We start from the raw sequence: 15,891 nt of genomic DNA, 5'->3' as shown, positions 1-15,891 counted from the left end.
GAACTAGCGTTCCTCGAGGGCCTTCCCGGTGAGGGAGCGCAGGATCTTGGCCGCGCCGTCGTCGTACACCGAAGCCGTGACCTCCGACGCCACCGCAAGCACCTCTTCAGGCGCCTGACCCATTGCCACTCCCCGTGCGGCCCACGAGAGCATCTCCATGTCATTGCGGCCATCGCCGATGGCCACGGTGTCCGATGGATCGATACCAAGCCGCCGCCGGACGAGCTCAAGTGCGCTTGCCTTGGTAACGCCCGACGCCGCGATGTCCAGCCAGGCAGTCCATCCCACCGAGTAGGTGACGCCGTGCAGGCCGATAGCTTCAACCGCCTCGCCGAACTCCTCAGCGGTACTGTCCGTACTGAAGACCACCACGCGCACAGCCTTGGCTTCGAGCATCCGCTCGAAGTCGACGCTCTGCGCCTCGGCTCCGAAGCTTGCGTCCTGGAACCGCTCGGTGGACAGGAAGCGGCCTTGGTCGTCTTCGAGTGCGAACTTGGCCGTGGGCAGGCTCTTGCGCAGCGCTACCAGTGCCGGCTTCGGGTCGAATACAACCCGGTTGATGACCTCATAGCCGTCTTCGAGATTGTCCACGTCGATGCGAAGGGTGACACCGCCATTGGAGCAGACCGCGTGGCCGCGGGTCAGGCCGATCTTTTCGATGATGGGCAGCGTTGCTCCCAGTGATCGGCCGGTGGCGATAATTACCTCGTGGCCGGCGTCGACGACGGCGCCTGCCGCTGCGCGCACTTCATCCGACATCTGTCCCTCGTGATCCACGAGGGTTCCGTCAACGTCGAGCGCAATCAATTTCCGTGTTGTCTGCTGCTGGTCATCGATGCCAGCGGGAAACGTAGTTGTCATCACTCAAGTGAACCAGAAAGCGCAGGCCTACAGGTAGGTTTTGGGTCACAGCTTGGCCAACGCGGGGTTACGCGTTGGGGCGAAATAGTCAGTTCCAGCTCTGCCTCAACGACGCGGGCGGGTCGAAAACAACGAGTACAGGAGCGGTAAGACGTGGACGCGCTGCGGACTTACGCCCCAAATACAACAGGAGCATATGTCCGCAACGCATGACTGAGACAGCCTAGAGAACAGGCAGAACCTCGAGTCCGCCCAGGTAGGGCTGCAGCGCCGCTGGCACATTCACGGAGCCGTCCGGGTTCTGGTGGTGCTCCAGAATCGCCACGAGCCAGCGTGTGGTGGCCAGCGTGCCGTTCAGAGTGGCCACCGCCCGTGTGGACTTGCCGCCGGGCACACGCTCTCGGATGTTCAGTCGCCGTGCCTGGAAGCTGGTGCAGTTGGAGGTCGAGGTGAGTTCACGGTAAGCGTTCTGGGTTGGAACCCACGCCTCGCAGTCGAACTTCCGGGCGGCGGACATGCCGAGGTCACCGGCAGCGGTATCGATCACCCGGTAGGGAAGCTCCACCTTGGCGAGCATCTCCTCTTCCCAGGCGAGCATGCGTTCGTGCTCTGCGTAGGATTCCTCCACGGTGGTGTAGGAGAACATCTCGATCTTGTTGAACTGGTGTACGCGGATGATCCCGCGGGTGTCCTTGCCGTGGGACCCGGCCTCCCGCCGATAGCAGGAGGACCAGCCGGCGTAGCGCAACGGGCCGGCCGAAAGGTCCAGGATCTCGTCCGAGTGGTATCCGGCAAGGGCAACCTCGGAGGTTCCGGTCAGGTACAGGTCGTCTTCGGCGACACGGTAGATCTCAGCGTCGTGGGCCACATCGAATCCGGTGCCCTGCATGGTCTCCGGACGCACCAGCGTGGGCGTGATCATGGGGGTGAAGCCCGCCGTGACGGCCTGGTCCATGGCCATGTTCAAAAGCGCGAGTTCCAGGCGCGCGCCAACGCCCTTCAGGAAGTAGAAACGCGAGCCGGAGACCTTGGCACCGCGCTCCATGTCGATGGCACCGATCAGCTCGCCGATCTCGAGGTGGTCTCGGGGTTCGAAATCGAAGCTGCGCGGTTCACCGACCGTCTTCACAACCACGAAGTCGTCTTCCCCGCCCGCCGGCACTTCATCCAGCACCAGATTGGGGATCCGCCGCAGCAGCGACTCTGCCTCCGCCTTCGCGGCCTCTGCTTCGGCCGCCGCCGCCTTGACCGACCCTGCCAGCACCTTCACTTCCGAGAGGAGCTCCTGCTTCTCCTCCCCCTGCGCCTTGGCCACGCGCTTGCTGAAGGAGTTCTGCTCGGCACGGAGTGACTCGGCACTGGTGACAGCCTCACGACGCCGGGAGTCGGCGGCAATGATCGCATCGATCAGGGAGTCATCCGCCCCCCGCGAGCGCTGCGAAAGGCGGAACTTTTCAGGACTGTCGCGGAGTTCGTTTACGTCGATCACCCCCCAAGCCTACCGAATTGCCCCCTCGCCCCAGCACGGGCGGCGCCGCACGATACTCTGGGAAATCATGCCCCTTGAGTGGATCATCGCCGCCCTTGCAATTGTTGCCGCCGCCGCGTCAGCCCTCAGCTGGTGGGGGGTCCGGACCCTGCGCCGGGAGCGGACGGCACAGCTGCAGTTTCCACAGCCCGCAGCCCGGGCGAGTACCCAGCGGCAGCAGGTGGCCCTGGTTGTGAATCCCGTGAAGATCGGCGCTTCGCTGGCCCGGGAGCAGGTGGAGCAGGCCTGTTCAGATGCCGGATGGGATCCCCCGCTGATAATGGAGACCACTGTGGCCGAGCCGGGCGGCAGCCAGGCGCAGCGGGCCGTGAAGGCAGGGTACGACGTCGTTATCGCCGCTGGCGGCGACGGGACCATTCGCGCAGTGGCCGACGCGCTGGTGCATACCAGCGCCGCGCTTGGGCTGCTTCCGCTCGGGACCGGCAATCTGCTGGCCCGGAACCTTGGGATTGCGGTGAACGACGTCCCCCGCGGCATCCAGCAAGCGTTGCACGGCGCCACCCGGCGCATCGACATGGGACAGGTGGAACTGCGCAACGATCACACCGGCGTCACTGGAAACCACACGTTCCTTGTGATGGGCGGAGTGGGACTCGACGCCGTCGTGGTTGCAGCGACCAAGGACACGCTGAAGAGGAAGTTCGGTTGGCTCGCCTACAGCGAAGCCGGTGTCCGGAGCCTACCGGGCAAGCTGCAGCGGATGTCCATCAGTATCGACGGCGGCCCCTGGCAGACGCGCCGCGTGCATAGTGTGCTCTTCGCAAACTGTGGAAAACTGCCCGGAGGGATCACTTTCATTCCGGATGCGACCATCGACGACGGCTACCTCGACGTCGTCATCACCAGTCCCCGAAGCATCTTCGGCTGGCTGTGGGTTGCAGGGAAGATTCTCTTTCGACATCCCGGACCGATTCCGGTCATCACCTACCACCGTGTGCGTCGGGTTGACGTCCGTGTTTCCGAGGCGACAGGAACACAGCTCGACGGCGACACCTCCGGCGAGGTGACATCGCTCAGTGTCGACGTGGTCCCGAACGCACTGATGGTCCGGGTCCCGGGACGGGCAACCGGACCATCAGCAGGTCTCTTTGACCATTCGGTGGAGGGCTAGCGCCGATCCGTATCCTCGGCATCCGGCGCGCCCTCCTGCAGGGAAGGAACCGAGTTGACGTCGGTGTACTCGCCTTCGACGTCCGAAGCGGCATCCGTGAGGCCGTCGGCGTCCGTGTACTCGCCCTCGTCCAGAGGGTTCTGTGCGCCGGTGTAGCCCTCGCTCGGCTCGGAGCGCTGCGCTCCGGTGTACCCGCCGGTTGCACCCTCGGTGCCGGCACCGGTGGCGTCAGCGTTCTGTGCCTGGCTGTTGATGAGCTGCTGCTCCTCGGCGAAGCGCAGGTCGTTGCCCTGGTCGCCGGCGTCGCCGTGCCAGTTCGGATCGGACGTCGATCCGTCGCCCTCGTTGGGGTTCACTGCTGCGGGGTCCTGTGACTGCTCGCTCATGGTGCCTGCCTTTCCTCAGGGGGTTCGCCCTTGCGGACGCCTACCATCAGCCTACTTAGCAACTGCAGCGCGGGGAAGGAATCTCAGTCTTTAAGCAACTCGCGAACAGCCTTTTCTGACGCGGAGTACCCAGCGATAGGAATGACTTCACCGGACATGAAGCGGTCGACTACGCGTGGATCGACGTACGAGCTCCGGGCGACCGCTGGAGTGTTTCCCAGGTGCTCCGCCACGGAGCGCATGGTTTCGGCAACGGCTTTCTGGCGCGCGGTACGGCTGGTCGCTTTCAGATCCTTCCGCGCCAGTTCCATGGACGCCACCACGGTGGCCTGCCAGGTGCGGAAGTCCTTTGCGGTGAAGCCGCCGCCGGTGACCTGACGTAGGAATTCGTTGAGCTGCGAAGCCTCCACATGGTGCCAGGATCCGTCAGCAAGTTGATACGCGAGCATGGTGTCTGCATTTTCACGGTGCACCATGGGCTCAAGCGCTGCGGCGAGGTCAGCGTCCTCGAGGGTGGTGTCCCACTGCTGTCCGCTCTTGCCGGGAAACTGAAGGGTGATCACCGGCCCACTGATGGTCACGTGCTCGACCCGCAGTGTGGTTACACCGAAAGAACCGTTTTCCGCGGCGTATTGCGCCGAGCCGATCCTCAGCGCGCCCGAATCCACGATGCGCAGAGCAGCAGCAAACGCACGCTCGCGCTCAAACCCTGTGGACCTGAGGTGTTGGGTGATCACCCGCCGAGCATGGGGCAACCGCTCACCGAAATCGAGGGCGCGGTCGAACTTCTCGCGGTCCTTCTTTTCCCGCCAGGCGGTGTGGTAAATGTACTGGCGCCTGCCGGCGTCGTCGGTTCCAACAGCCTGAATATGCCCGCTCGGGTATGGAGAGATCCAGACATCTTTCCAGGCGGGCGGGATGACAAGGTCCTTGACGCGCTGCAGTTCGTCCGGTGGCAGCGGTTGTCCCTGCTGGTCGCGGTAGCTGAAGCCCTTCCCGTGCTTGCGGCGCGTGTAACCGGGCTTGTTGCTGTCGCTGCGTCGAAGTCGTGGCACCGCGGCCTCCTAGGGTAGCTGCAGGAAACCTAGCCTACGTCGCCCGGGTCGGCCGCGGGCGAGCGCAAGAGCGAATCCACCCATTCCTGTGCCGCCTGGAACGCCTCATCCGATGTATGCCGGGCGACCTCATACTCACGGCGATCGGCCCGCGGGTAGGATCCCAGGAAGCGCAGGCCGGGACTGATCCTGTGCAGGCCCTGCAGCGCGTCGGCTACCCGGGCATCCGCCGCGTGGCCGTCTGCGTCGATGCTGAAGAAGTAGTCGCCGAGAAAGAGGCCCGTGGGTCGGGATTCGATCCGGCTGAGATTCACGCCGCGCGACGCGAACTGGTCGAGAATCTCCATGAGCGCGCCCGGATGGTCCTCAGGCAGCGGAACCACAAGGGTGGTCTTGTCCGCGCCGGTCCGCTCGGGGAGGACGTCGGGCTTGCTGACCAGGATGAAGCGTGTCACCGCGTCTGCGACGTCACCGATGTGCTCGGCAAGTACCTGGAGCCCCAACCTGCCGGCCACCAGCGGAGAACAGATTGCGGCGTCGTGGCCCACCCCGTCCTCAAGCAGCGCATGCGCTGCTGCCGCGGTGGAGGAAGTAGGGACGTATTCTGCATTTGGAATGTTTTTTTCCGTCCAACCACGGCACTGTGCCCACGCGTGCCCGTGCGTTCCGACGAAACGGATCTCTCCGAGCTCCATGGCGCGGCCCGCGACCAGCACAAAGGACACTGGAACCAGGACCTCCCGGATAATCCGCAGCGGTTCTCCCCCAGCGATGGCGTCGAGGGTTGCGGACACTCCGCCCTCCACCGAGTTTTCGATGGGAACCATCGCTGCCTTGACCCGACCGGTGCGCACCAGGTCCAGGGCGGCGTTCACGGTGGCGGCGGGAACCCGCTCGGCGTGCTCGGCGCCCGGGACCTGGAGCAGTGCGGCCTCGGTGAAGGTTCCTTCCGGGCCAAGGTAGGCGTAGGAGGTCATAGGACGCGGGGCTCCGTGCCGTTCTCCGAAACCATGGGCCGTGAAGCTTCCACCCAGGCGTCCATCCCGCCACGGACGTTGACCGCTGAGTACCCGTTGGCCACCAGCCACTCCGTCACCCGGAAGGATCGGCCCCCGGTTCGGCAGATGACATGGAGGTCCTGATCGGGGTCCAGTTCCTCCAGGCGTCCCGGAATCTGGTCCATCGGGATGTGCAGGGCGCCCTCGATGTGCCCGGCTTCCCACTCGTAGTCCTCGCGGACGTCGAGCACTGCAGCACCCTCGCCGATTGCGTCGATTGACACGCTTTCACTTCCAGACATTGCCCGCCCGCTCATTTCTCTGCTCGGTTTCGCGATTGGATCCAAGCCTATAGTGGGGACCGAATCCAACCCACCCGAACGGGAGGCCCACATGACCGCCGACCAGCCGATACTTGAAGCCGAGCCACGCGCCGGTATGGGATTTCCGGCGTGAGCGACCTCCATGAATTGACCGCACTCGAGCAGCGGGACGGATTGCGCCGGCGCGAGTTCAGTTCGCGTGAACTGACCGAGCACTACCTCCGACGGATCGAAGAGCAGAACGGGTCGCTGGGCGCCTTCATCACCGTGACGGCCGAGTCCGCCATGGCCGAAGCCCGAGCGGCAGACGAGCGGACTCTCCGCGAGGAGAACCTGCCGGCCCTGCACGGACTGCCGCTTGCGCATAAGGACCTCACAGACGTCGTCGGGGTTGTCACCACTCACGGCAGTGCCGCCCTGCAGCACGCGGTCGCCGCCGCGGACTCGCCGCTTGCCGCGGTCCTGCGCCGCGCCGGGGCAATCAGCCTGGGCAAGACGCAGGTGCCCGAGTTCGGCCTGAGCTGTTACAGCGAGAACCTGATTGCACCGCCGTCGCGGAATCCGTTGGACCCGGCGCTCAGCTCGGGCGGTTCATCCGGGGGAAGCGCAGCTGCCGTAGCTGCAGGCTTGGTTCCTTTCGCTCCCGGAACCGACGGCGGCGGCTCGGTGCGGATTCCCGCCGCGGCCACCGGCCTCATCGGCCTAAAGCCCAACAGAGGCAGGGTCCCCTCTGGCTCGGGGCAGACCGACCTCGGCCAGTTTGTGGTCGCGGGCCCGTTGGCGAGAACGACGGCGGACGCCGCCCTACTGCTCGACGCCATGGTGGATGAACCCAATTACCACGCCACCAGCGCGGCCGCTCATGGGCCGTTCCTCGACGCTGCGCAGCGGGCTGAGGGGCGCTTCAGGATCGGCGCAAGCACCCTCTCGCCTTTCGCCCCCGCTTTCCCAATCGAGCTCGACGACGATGCCCGCGCCGCGTTCGACGCCGGCCTCAAAGCGCTGTCCGCTATTGGGCACGACGTAGTCGACGCGAACCTCCGCTACGACGAGCGGTACCACGAGACCTTCCAGACGGTATGGACGGCGGGGCTCGCGGTTGCGCGGATACCAGCGGCGCGGGAGCCGGATCTCACGGAACTGGCGCGCACCCTGCGACGGCGAGCGCAGCAGCGGTCAGCAACGGACCTTGCATCCTCCATCGACATCCTGCGGCAGTTCGAGCAGGACACGATCCAGCAGTACTCCGGGTTCGACATGATCGCCACCCCCGCGCTGGGAATGATCCCGCGGCCGATCGGCTGGTACACCGATTCGGACGCGGACACCGACTACATGCGCCAGTGCCAGTACTCGCCTTTCACGTCCATGGTCAATGTTTGCGGCCTCCCAGCCATCTCGGTGCCGGTCTTGCGGACGCGGGGCGGCCTGTCCATGAGCATTCAACTCATCGGCCGGCCAAGCGCCGAAGCGGAATTGCTGGCCTTGTCTGCACAGCTTGAGAAGCACTTCCGCCCGAAGGCCTAGCCTGCGCTCGGAGGCAGCACAACCGCTCAGCATAACCTGCTGCCGGGGTTTTGGATATGACAGCCCGTAATGTGACTGGCACTATGGAGTAAATGAGCACAACTCAATACAGAACCGCCCCGACGGCGGACAAAACGTTTCTGGGTCATCCCCGGATGCTCGCAAACCTTTTCAGCGTAGAACTCTGGGAGCGCTTCTCCTTCTACGGCATGCAGGGAATCCTGCTCTACTACATGTACTACTCGGTGGCTGAAGGCGGCCTCGGTATCGATGAGGGAGTAGCTACAGGCCTGGTCGGCGCCTATGGCGGCGGCGTCTATCTCTCCACCATCCTCGGCGCCTGGCTGGCTGATCGCGTCCTCGGCTCGGAGCGGGTTCTCTTCTACTCCGCCATCATGATCATGTGCGGCCACATTGCGCTTGCGCTGCTCCCCGGGGGTCTCGGGCTCACTGTCGGCCTGATCCTGGTGGGACTCGGTTCCGGCGGCCTGAAGGCAAACGCCACCTCGCTGGTGGGAACGCTCTACGCCGAAGGTGACGAGCGGCGCGACGCCGGCTTCTCCATTTTCTACATGGGCATCAACATCGGCGGTCTCATCGGTCCGCTGCTGACCGGTCTTGCCTGGAGCGAGTTCGGCTTCCACTACGGCTTCGGACTGGCCGCGGTCGGGATGGCTATCGGCCTGGTGCAGTACGCACTGACCCGCAAGAACCTTCCAGCGGCGGCACACGCGGTAGCCAACCCGCTGCCTGCCGGCCGCTTCGGCAAGCTGGGGCTGGTAGCTGCTGCCCCCGTCGTCGTTATTGTCCTTGCCTTTACCACCGGACTGGTGACGCCCGAGAACCTTGCCCAGACCATGGCCTATCTGGCCATTGCCGCCTCGGTCGCCTACTTCGTGGTTATCCTTCGCAGCAAGCGGGTGACCGCCGTTGAGCGCAAGCGCGTGTACTCGTTCATTCCCCTGTTCATCGCAAGCGCGGCGTTCTGGGCCCTGTTCCAGCAGCAGTTCACCGTCGTTGCGATCTACGCCGACCGCAGCCTCGACCGGAACCTGTTCGGGTGGGAAATGCCCCCGAGCTTCGTGCAGTCGATCAACCCGATCTTCATCATCATCTTCGCGGCAGTGTTCGCCGCCCTGTGGACGAAGCTCGGAAACCGTCAGCCGTCGTCGCCCCTGAAGTTCGCTCTGGGGCTTGTCTTCATGGGCGTGGCGTTCCTGCTGTTCATCCCGTTCTCCGGCGGCGGCCCGAACTCCACACCGCTGATCGCACTTGCGGTGATCCTGCTGTTCTTCACCTGGGCTGAACTGTTCCTTTCGCCGATCGGACTCTCGGTCGCGACGAAACTGGCGCCGGGAGTGTTCCGCACCCAGATGGTTGCCCTGTTCTTCCTGTCGATCTCGCTGGGAACCACCCTTGCGGGAATCCTCGCCGGTTACTACACGGAGGAAAGCGAAGTTTCGTACTTCTCCTTCAGCGGCATCACCGCCATTGTGCTTGGCGTAGCCCTTGCACTGGCCACGCCCGCCATCCGGAAGCTTATGAGCGGCGTCCGGTAAACAGCGCAAGAACGTAACAAAGAACGACGACGGCGCCCTCCCCTACGCGGGAGGGCGCCGTCGTTCTTTGCTTGGAAAGGCTCAGGTGCCGTCGTCGTCGCCGGTCTCGTTTTCCGGACCGGGGCCGCCGTAGCCGCCCTCGTCGAGAGAGCTCGACGTGCCTGCGGCACGCTCGGCGTCCTTCTCCAGGATTTGGTCGTCTGTCTCGTCGATGTCGTCGCTGGTGGGGTTCTCGCTCATCACACAACCTTTCGTTGACGGTTTCCCCAACGTACCGCTCACCGGGCCCGGTCGCTAGGGGCGGGTGCCAGACTGTACTCATGGGGAAGATCGTTGTCGGCACCGTTGCTGTTGTGTCCGCGCTGCTGCTGACGGGCTGTTCAGGACCCGGAGGGCCGAACGGCATCGCGTGCCCTGCGATCGCCTGGTTCAACAAGCTCACGGTGGAGCTTGAGGGCGATACCTCCCCCGTGGCGGTGGTGCAGGGTTGTGTGGACGGCGAGTGCTCCCACTATGTCCAGTTACAGCTTGAAACGGACACTCCCGTGCACACACTGGAGCCTGAAGCCACGCTTCCGACGCTTCCGACTAAAGCGCCTGAATCGTCCGAAGCTGAGACTCGCGAGGCTTCACCGCACTTCTCGTCCCGCGTGGATAGCGACACGTGGGCCATCCAGTTCAGTATGTCGAGCCCTGATGACGTAACGGTCCGCGCCCTCGATGAACGCGACAGGGTCCTGGCCGAAGAAGCCTTCACCTTGACCTGGACCCGGGTGGGCGGAACTGAAGAGTGCGGCGGACCGGCCGAGGCGGGTCCGGTGACGCTGAGCATCCCCTGAATTCCTCTTCCGGTGCTGAGGGCTAGCGCCAGGCGAGCTCCGCGCTGCCGTACTTCTGCGGCGGTTCGGGGTAGTCAACGGCACGGTCATCGATCACCAGCGGCGGCGGCGCGTACACCAGCTCGCCATACGCGCTGTCAGTGCGTAGCAGACGGGACTCCAGCTTCACCGCGGGCAGATCCGGCCGCCCACGCATGCCAAGAAGCTCGTGCGCCGTCCGCGCCAGGGACAGGTGCGCGGCACCGCTGATGCCCTGCTTCCGGCCCAGCACGAGTACGACGGCGGCAGCCGCCACCCCGAGCCCCGTCGCGTAATCGAGCGCCTGGACCGGAAGGGCGCCCGGCTTGAAGTCAGGTCCGGATCCCGTGCCATAGATGTGTGCGATCCCGGTTGCAGCTTGCACAATGCTGTCGAAGCCGCGGCGCTCGGCCCACGGGCCCCGGTCTCCCCAGGCGTCGAGGGTCACCACGGCAAGGCCGGGATAGTTCGCCCGCAGGGAGCCGGCGTCGAGCCCGTAGCGTGCGAGTGCCGCCCCGCGGTAGCCGCTCAGGATCACGTCCGCGTCCGCCAGAAGCTCCCTCACCCTCGCAAAGACTTCAGGGTTCCGCAGATCGGCCTCGGCGCTGCGCTTGGCGAACCCTGTTTCCACATGCTGGTGTTCCAACTCGGGAAGGGCGGGCGGGTCGATCCGCAGAACGTCGGCCCCCAGCGCACCTAGGAGCCTACTGGCCGACGGTCCGGCGATCACCCGCGTCAGGTCGAGCACCCGAACGCCTTCCAGCGGCACCTCCACCTGGCTGACGGATCGCCGGACGGACGGGGAGTCCTCCAGCGTGAACCGCACCCACGGCTGATCGGCGACCGCGCGCCCGGCCTCAGAGCCTGCCCATTCGTTCGGCGTCCTCACCGCAACGGCCAGCCCACCAGTCGCCGTCACAAGCTCCTCGATAGCCAACGCGGGCATCTCCCGCAGCGCCGCGACGACGTCGTCCGCGCTGGTGGCACCCACGGCGTCCAAAAGCGCCCGCGCATGATGCGGATAGTTCCCGTGAATACGGACCCAGCCGTCGGCGGCGCGGCGGAAGCCGGAAAGGGCTCCGAACGCCTGGATCGGCGATCCTGCAATCCGCAGGTGGGAGTAGGAGTCGAACCAGGCGGCCACGCCCTGAGAATCGAACGTCACCCGCCGTTGCGACAGGGCGGCCACAGCCGTCGCAGCAGCCTGCATGGATCCGAGCGCGAGGCCCTCAACATCGAGAGGTCCCGCCCACCACCAGCGGGGCCCAGCCCACGGCGCCGGCTCAGTTCCTTCCCGTAGAAGTGAGCCGAAGTGTTGCCACAGGTCGGGCACGGCGTCGGGGTCCGGGGCGGCAGCGGCGGGAAGCATGACTGCATTATGGTTCGGCGCGTGGTCGGCCGCTACGGTCCCAACAACTGCCAATTGAAATGAATGACGCACTACTGCTGCAGCAGGCGACATGATGGCATGCTTGGTCCCATGGCTAATCGAGCAGGCACCGTTGCCCAACCCAGCGACCTTGTTGACGTCAGCGCCCTCCTGGACGCGTATTTCGATTCCAAACCAGATCTTTCGGATCCGGGTCAGCGGGTTGCGTTCGGCACCTCGGGCCACCGTGGTTCCTCCCTGAAGTCGTCGTTCAATGAGGGGCACATCGCAGCCATCACCCAGGCGATTGTCGAGTACCGCGCAGGTCAGGGCATCACCGGTCCGTTGTTCATGGGCAAGGACACGCACGCCCTCTCGGAACCGGCACAGAACACAGCTCTCGAGGTGCTCGCCGCCAACAACGTCGCTGTGCGCGTCGATGCGCGCGGCGCCTACACACCGACGCCGGCGCTCTCACACGCCATCCTCGCCTACAACGGCTCACGGACAGACCGGGCGGACGGCATTGTCATCACTCCGTCCCACAACCCACCCGCAGACGGCGGCTTCAAGTACAACCCGCCGCACGGTGGGCCGGCCAATTCCGACGCCACCAACTGGATCGCCGCCCGAGCCAACGAGCTGCTGGAGAACGGACTGCGCGACGTCAAGCGCCTGCCCATCGCCCAGGCGCGGCAGGCCGAATCCGTCAGCACCTACGACTTCCTGCAGCACTACGTCGAGGACCTGCCCAACGTCCTGAACCTGGAAGCCATCCGCAGCGCCGGCGTCCGTATCGGCGCCGATCCGATGGGAGGTGCCTCGGTGGACTACTGGGGAGCCATCGGCGAGCGCCATAACCTGGATCTCACGGTGGTCAACCCCGCCGTGGACCCGCAGTGGGCGTTCATGACCCTGGACTGGGACGAGAAGATCCGCATGGACTGCTCCTCCCCGCATGCCATGGCCTCGCTGATTTCACGCGCGAGCGACTATGACATTTCCACCGGTAACGACGCCGATGCCGACCGACACGGCATCGTCACCCCCGACGCGGGACTGATGAACCCCAACCACTATCTCGCCGTCGCGATCGACTACCTGTACCGGAACCGCCCGCAGTGGCGCGGGAACGCGATGGTGGGCAAGACCCTCGTGTCGTCGTCGATCATCGACCGCGTCGCTGCAGACCTTGGACGGGTCCTCGAAGAGGTTCCCGTCGGCTTCAAGTGGTTCGTTCCCGGACTGATGTCGGGTGAGGTGGCGTTCGGCGGCGAAGAATCGGCCGGAGCTTCCTTCCTTCGACACGACGGGTCTGCCTGGAGCACCGACAAGGACGGCATCCTCCTTGCGCTGCTGGCCTCCGAGATCACTGCGGTATCCGGCAGGACCCCGTCACAGCAGTATGAGGGGCTGACGCAGCGGTTCGGGGCACCGGTGTACGCGCGGATTGACGCCGCTGCCACCCGGGAGCAGAAGTCCGCACTCAGCAAGCTCTCGCCGTCGGATGTGAAAGCAACTACGCTGGCAGGCGAGGACATCACCGCCCGCCTTACCGAGGCACCCGGCAACGGTGCGCCGATCGGCGGCCTGAAGGTCACCACGGAGAACGCGTGGTTCGCTGCACGTCCTTCGGGTACCGAAGACGTCTACAAAATCTACGCCGAGTCCTTCCTGGGCGAGGACCACCTCAAGCTCGTTCAGCAGGAAGCGAAGGCGCTGGTGGACGGAGTGATCGCCTGACCCGGCGGAGGTAGCGCGGTAGGATTTCCGGAGATCCCCCACATCCCCGGAAGGCACCGCCATGACTAAATTCGGACCGCGCTGGACTTTGCATGGCGATGGGCGGAACGTCCGGCCCGGGCGATTCGTGGCGCCCGATGAAAGGCTGAGCTGGCCACGGACCGTCGGCATCGGTGCCCAGCATGTTGTTGCAATGTTCGGCGCTACCTTCCTGGTTCCGCTGCTGACTGGATTCCCGCCGTCGACCACGCTGCTGTTCTCGGGACTGGGCACGCTGCTCTTCCTGATCATCACTGCCGGCCGCGTCCCCAGCTACCTTGGATCGAGCTTCGCCTTCATCGCACCGATTGCTGCGGCCCAAAGCCAGCACGGCCCGGCCGGCGCGCTCGGCGGCGTGGTCATGGCGAGCGCCGTTCTTGCCCTCATCGGGTTCGTTGTGCACCTGGCCGGTGCCCGCTGGATCCAGGTTCTGATGCCGCCCATCGTCACGGGCGCAATTGTGGCTCTCATCGGCTTGAACCTGGCGCCGACCGCGAAGGCCAGCTTCGAGCAGGCACCCCTGACCGCACTGGTCACTGTCGTTGCAATCCTGCTGGTGACGGTTCTCTTCAAGGGCATCCTGGGCAGGCTGTCCATTCTGATCGGGGTCCTCGTGGGCTACCTGGTGGCGGTACTGCGCGGTGAAGTGGACTTCACCAGCATCAACGACGCCGCGTGGTTCGGACTGCCGCCCTTCCAGACACCTGAATTCCACCTCTCCGTGGTGGGACTGTTCGTCCCCGTGGTCCTGGTGCTGGTGGCCGAGAACATCGGTCATGTGAAGTCGGTGGCCGCAATGACGGGCCGAGACCTCGATCCCGTGACCGGGCGGGCACTCATGGCAGACGGTCTTGCCACGGTCCTCGCCGGCTCCGGTGGTGGATCAGGCACGACGACGTATGCCGAGAACATTGGTGTGATGGCGGCGTCGCGGGTTTATTCAACGGCGGCGTATTGGGTGGCGGGGCTGATCGCTGTGCTGCTGAGCCTGTTCCCGAAGTTCGGTGCACTGATCGCAACGGTGCCCGCCGGTGTCCTCGGAGGTGCCGGCGTCGTGCTTTACGGAATGATCGGCATCCTCGGTGTGAGGATCTGGGTGCAGAACCGCGTGGACTTCTCCAACCCGATCAATCTGTCGACGGCGGGCGTTGCCCTGGTGGTCGGCATTGCAAACTTCACCTGGACCGTCGGTGACCTGACCTTCGAGGGAATCGCCCTTGGGACCGCAGCCACGCTGCTCATCTTCCACGGGATGAGCGGGATCGCCCGGGTTCGGGGTAGCGAGCATGTCGCCGGTCCGGATGAGATCGAGTCCGAGGACCACGGAAGTCGTCCCTCGAAACTAGGCTGAGGCGCTTCAAGAGCGTGCCGATCTGCTCAGCTTTTGCCGCCGTTCGCTGCCGTCCCCTAACAGTTCGCGGGCTAGACCTGACACAAAAACAGCGACAAAAGCGCAGAAGCTGGGCAATCCGGGACGGGTGCCGCATCGGGTGACACAATAATCCGGTGACCAGCCCCGCCTTGCACCCTCTCGAGCTGTGGCAAACCCCTGCCTGGCGCTCCAACGTGCAGACGTGGATATCCCAGGTGTTGGCCACGTACCGGATCGAGCAGGTCGGCCCCCTCAGCGACGCCCGAATCCGCTTTTGGTCCGTGCAGCTGACCGTTCCCACCAACTACGGGAAGCTGTGGTTCAAGGAGAACAATCCGGGCCAGTTCCAGGAGGCGTCCATCGTGGCTGCGTTGGCCGAGATTGCCCCCACCCACGTGGTCGCACCACTGGCGGTTGAACCGACCAAGGGCTGGATGATTTCGGCCGACCACGGCGCAACCCTGGCCACCCTCCCGACCACGGACTACGCGCTCTGGGCGCGGGTGGTTTCGGATTTCGCAGAGCTGCAGCAGCAGGCCGCGCCCCACGAGAATTCGCTCCGAACGGCCGGGCTGCAGTCGATGGAACCGGGCATCGCTGCCAACTTCGTCAGCAATCAGCTCCTCCTCCACACGGGTCTGCCATCCGAACATCCACTGCACTTGAACGCCGAACAGGCTGACCGGGTGTACGCGAGCGTGCCCGGAATCGAAGACGCCGCCGCGCAACTGAACGCCTTGGGTGTCCCGCTTTCCCTGGAGCACAACGACCTGCACCCCAACAACGCCTTCATCCCCGGCGCAAGCACCGATCCGCTGAAATTCGTGGACTTCGGCGATTCATTATGGGCGCATCCGTTCACGTCCCTCTTTGTCCCCGTGAGCACCATGACGGAGACCTGGCAGGTTGGGCCCGAAGATTCCCGAATCCAAAGGGTAATCGCCGCCTATCTTGAGCGCTGGACGGCCTACGCTCCCCTCCCCCAGTTGCGGGCAGCGCTGGAACCGGCGCTGAAGCTGGGCCGGGTGAACCGCTACGCTTCGTGGCTCCGGCTGCTGATACACGCCGATGACGATTCGATGCGCACCTACGCTCCACATGCTCTGAAGTACCTGCAGTCCGCCACTGAGCCAGTACTCTAG

At 64.9% G+C, this 15,891-nt stretch carries 15 protein-coding genes; 7 read left to right on the top strand and 8 right to left on the bottom strand.

The features are described 5' to 3' along the window. Positions 1–3 precede the first annotated feature (3 nt). Positions 4–861, bottom strand: coding sequence for an HAD family hydrolase (locus GC088_RS00410; RefSeq protein WP_323959954.1), 858 nt, complete (start codon positions 859–861; stop codon positions 4–6). 223 nt (positions 862–1,084) lie between these two features. Continuing rightward, positions 1,085–2,350: a serine--tRNA ligase gene (gene serS, locus GC088_RS00405; RefSeq protein ID WP_323959953.1), complete on the bottom strand. Its 1,266-nt coding sequence runs from the start codon at positions 2,348–2,350 to the stop codon at positions 1,085–1,087. 67 nt (positions 2,351–2,417) lie between these two features. On the opposite strand from serS, the gene GC088_RS00400 reads away from it, so the two are divergent. Further along, a complete protein-coding gene (locus GC088_RS00400) occupies positions 2,418–3,521 on the top strand; it encodes a diacylglycerol/lipid kinase family protein (RefSeq protein ID WP_323959952.1) in 1,104 nt (367 codons plus the stop codon). Here the strand turns inward: GC088_RS00400 and GC088_RS00395 are convergent. The 4 genes from GC088_RS00395 to GC088_RS00380 form a co-directional block, all read right to left on the bottom strand. Then, positions 3,518–3,907 (bottom strand): hypothetical protein, encoded by a 390-nt coding sequence (locus GC088_RS00395; protein ID WP_323959951.1) that lies wholly within the window; start codon positions 3,905–3,907, stop codon positions 3,518–3,520. The two genes, GC088_RS00400 and GC088_RS00395, sit on opposite strands and share 4 nt — an antisense overlap. 83 nt (positions 3,908–3,990) lie before the next feature. Then, positions 3,991–4,962, bottom strand: a complete 972-nt coding sequence (locus GC088_RS00390; protein ID WP_323959950.1) for a DNA topoisomerase IB — start codon at positions 4,960–4,962, stop codon at positions 3,991–3,993. Between the two features lie 29 nt (positions 4,963–4,991). Then, entirely contained in the window at positions 4,992–5,939 is a 948-nt protein-coding gene (gene pheA, locus GC088_RS00385) for a prephenate dehydratase (protein WP_323959949.1), read from the bottom strand. Next, a complete protein-coding gene (locus GC088_RS00380) occupies positions 5,936–6,262 on the bottom strand; it encodes a rhodanese-like domain-containing protein (protein ID WP_323959948.1) in 327 nt (108 codons plus the stop codon). Before GC088_RS00380 ends, pheA begins: the two co-directional genes overlap by 4 nt. 150 nt (positions 6,263–6,412) lie before the next feature. On the opposite strand from GC088_RS00380, the gene GC088_RS00375 reads away from it, so the two are divergent. Next, a complete protein-coding gene (locus GC088_RS00375) occupies positions 6,413–7,810 on the top strand; it encodes an amidase (protein WP_323959947.1) in 1,398 nt (465 codons plus the stop codon). A gap of 92 nt (positions 7,811–7,902) precedes the next feature. After that, positions 7,903–9,369: a peptide MFS transporter gene (locus tag GC088_RS00370; RefSeq protein ID WP_323959946.1), complete on the top strand. Its 1,467-nt coding sequence runs from the start codon at positions 7,903–7,905 to the stop codon at positions 9,367–9,369. 81 nt (positions 9,370–9,450) lie between these two features. Here GC088_RS00370 and GC088_RS00365 read toward each other — a convergent pair whose 3' ends face one another. Beyond that, positions 9,451–9,609 carry a hypothetical protein gene (locus GC088_RS00365; RefSeq protein WP_323959945.1) on the bottom strand — a complete coding sequence of 53 codons (159 nt, stop codon included), beginning with the start codon at positions 9,607–9,609 and terminating at the stop codon, positions 9,451–9,453. A gap of 80 nt (positions 9,610–9,689) precedes the next feature. Here GC088_RS00365 and GC088_RS00360 point away from each other — a divergent pair, with 80 nt between their 5' ends. Next, positions 9,690–10,208 (top strand): hypothetical protein, encoded by a 519-nt coding sequence (locus GC088_RS00360; protein ID WP_323959944.1) that lies wholly within the window; start codon positions 9,690–9,692, stop codon positions 10,206–10,208. 22 nt (positions 10,209–10,230) lie between these two features. Here the strand turns inward: GC088_RS00360 and GC088_RS00355 are convergent, their stop codons facing one another. Further along, a complete protein-coding gene (locus GC088_RS00355) occupies positions 10,231–11,595 on the bottom strand; it encodes a CoA transferase (protein ID WP_323959943.1) in 1,365 nt (454 codons plus the stop codon). 111 nt (positions 11,596–11,706) lie between these two features. Here GC088_RS00355 and pgm point away from each other — a divergent pair, with 111 nt between their 5' ends. The 3 genes from pgm to GC088_RS00340 all read left to right on the top strand — a co-directional run bounded on the left by pgm (position 11,707) and on the right by GC088_RS00340 (position 15,891). Then, positions 11,707–13,338, top strand: coding sequence for a phosphoglucomutase (alpha-D-glucose-1,6-bisphosphate-dependent) (gene pgm, locus GC088_RS00350; RefSeq protein ID WP_323959942.1), 1,632 nt, complete (start codon positions 11,707–11,709; stop codon positions 13,336–13,338). Positions 13,339–13,399: 61 nt separating this feature from the next. Continuing rightward, positions 13,400–14,728: a uracil-xanthine permease family protein gene (locus tag GC088_RS00345; protein ID WP_323959941.1), complete on the top strand. Its 1,329-nt coding sequence runs from the start codon at positions 13,400–13,402 to the stop codon at positions 14,726–14,728. Between the two features lie 155 nt (positions 14,729–14,883). Next, complete coding sequence (locus GC088_RS00340) at positions 14,884–15,891, top strand: phosphotransferase family protein (RefSeq protein ID WP_323959940.1); 1,008 nt, start codon at positions 14,884–14,886, stop codon at positions 15,889–15,891.

The sequence above is a fragment of the Arthrobacter sp. JZ12 genome, from assembly GCF_035189165.1.
In the GTDB taxonomy this organism is placed as follows: domain Bacteria; phylum Actinomycetota; class Actinomycetes; order Actinomycetales; family Micrococcaceae; genus Arthrobacter_D.
The sequence above is the reverse complement of the archived record's forward strand: the minus strand, read 5'-3'. Positions and strand labels throughout refer to the sequence as shown.

What these genes read in the sequence shown, in the direction of transcription:
- GC088_RS00410 (WP_323959954.1), bottom strand. Translation starts at nt 861, where the DNA reads ATGACAACTACGTTTCCCGCTGGCATCGATGACCAGCAGCAGACAACA.
- GC088_RS00400 (WP_323959952.1), top strand. Translation starts at nt 2,418, where the DNA reads ATGCCCCTTGAGTGGATCATCGCCGCCCTTGCAATTGTTGCCGCCGCC.
- GC088_RS00395 (WP_323959951.1), bottom strand. Translation starts at nt 3,907, where the DNA reads ATGAGCGAGCAGTCACAGGACCCCGCAGCAGTGAACCCCAACGAGGGC.
- pheA (WP_323959949.1), bottom strand. Translation starts at nt 5,939, where the DNA reads ATGACCTCCTACGCCTACCTTGGCCCGGAAGGAACCTTCACCGAGGCC.
- GC088_RS00380 (WP_323959948.1), bottom strand. Translation starts at nt 6,262, where the DNA reads ATGTCTGGAAGTGAAAGCGTGTCAATCGACGCAATCGGCGAGGGTGCT.
- GC088_RS00370 (WP_323959946.1), top strand. Translation starts at nt 7,903, where the DNA reads ATGAGCACAACTCAATACAGAACCGCCCCGACGGCGGACAAAACGTTT.
- GC088_RS00365 (WP_323959945.1), bottom strand. Translation starts at nt 9,609, where the DNA reads ATGAGCGAGAACCCCACCAGCGACGACATCGACGAGACAGACGACCAA.
- GC088_RS00360 (WP_323959944.1), top strand. Translation starts at nt 9,690, where the DNA reads ATGGGGAAGATCGTTGTCGGCACCGTTGCTGTTGTGTCCGCGCTGCTG.
- GC088_RS00355 (WP_323959943.1), bottom strand. Translation starts at nt 11,595, where the DNA reads ATGCTTCCCGCCGCTGCCGCCCCGGACCCCGACGCCGTGCCCGACCTG.
- pgm (WP_323959942.1), top strand. Translation starts at nt 11,707, where the DNA reads ATGGCTAATCGAGCAGGCACCGTTGCCCAACCCAGCGACCTTGTTGAC.
- GC088_RS00345 (WP_323959941.1), top strand. Translation starts at nt 13,400, where the DNA reads ATGACTAAATTCGGACCGCGCTGGACTTTGCATGGCGATGGGCGGAAC.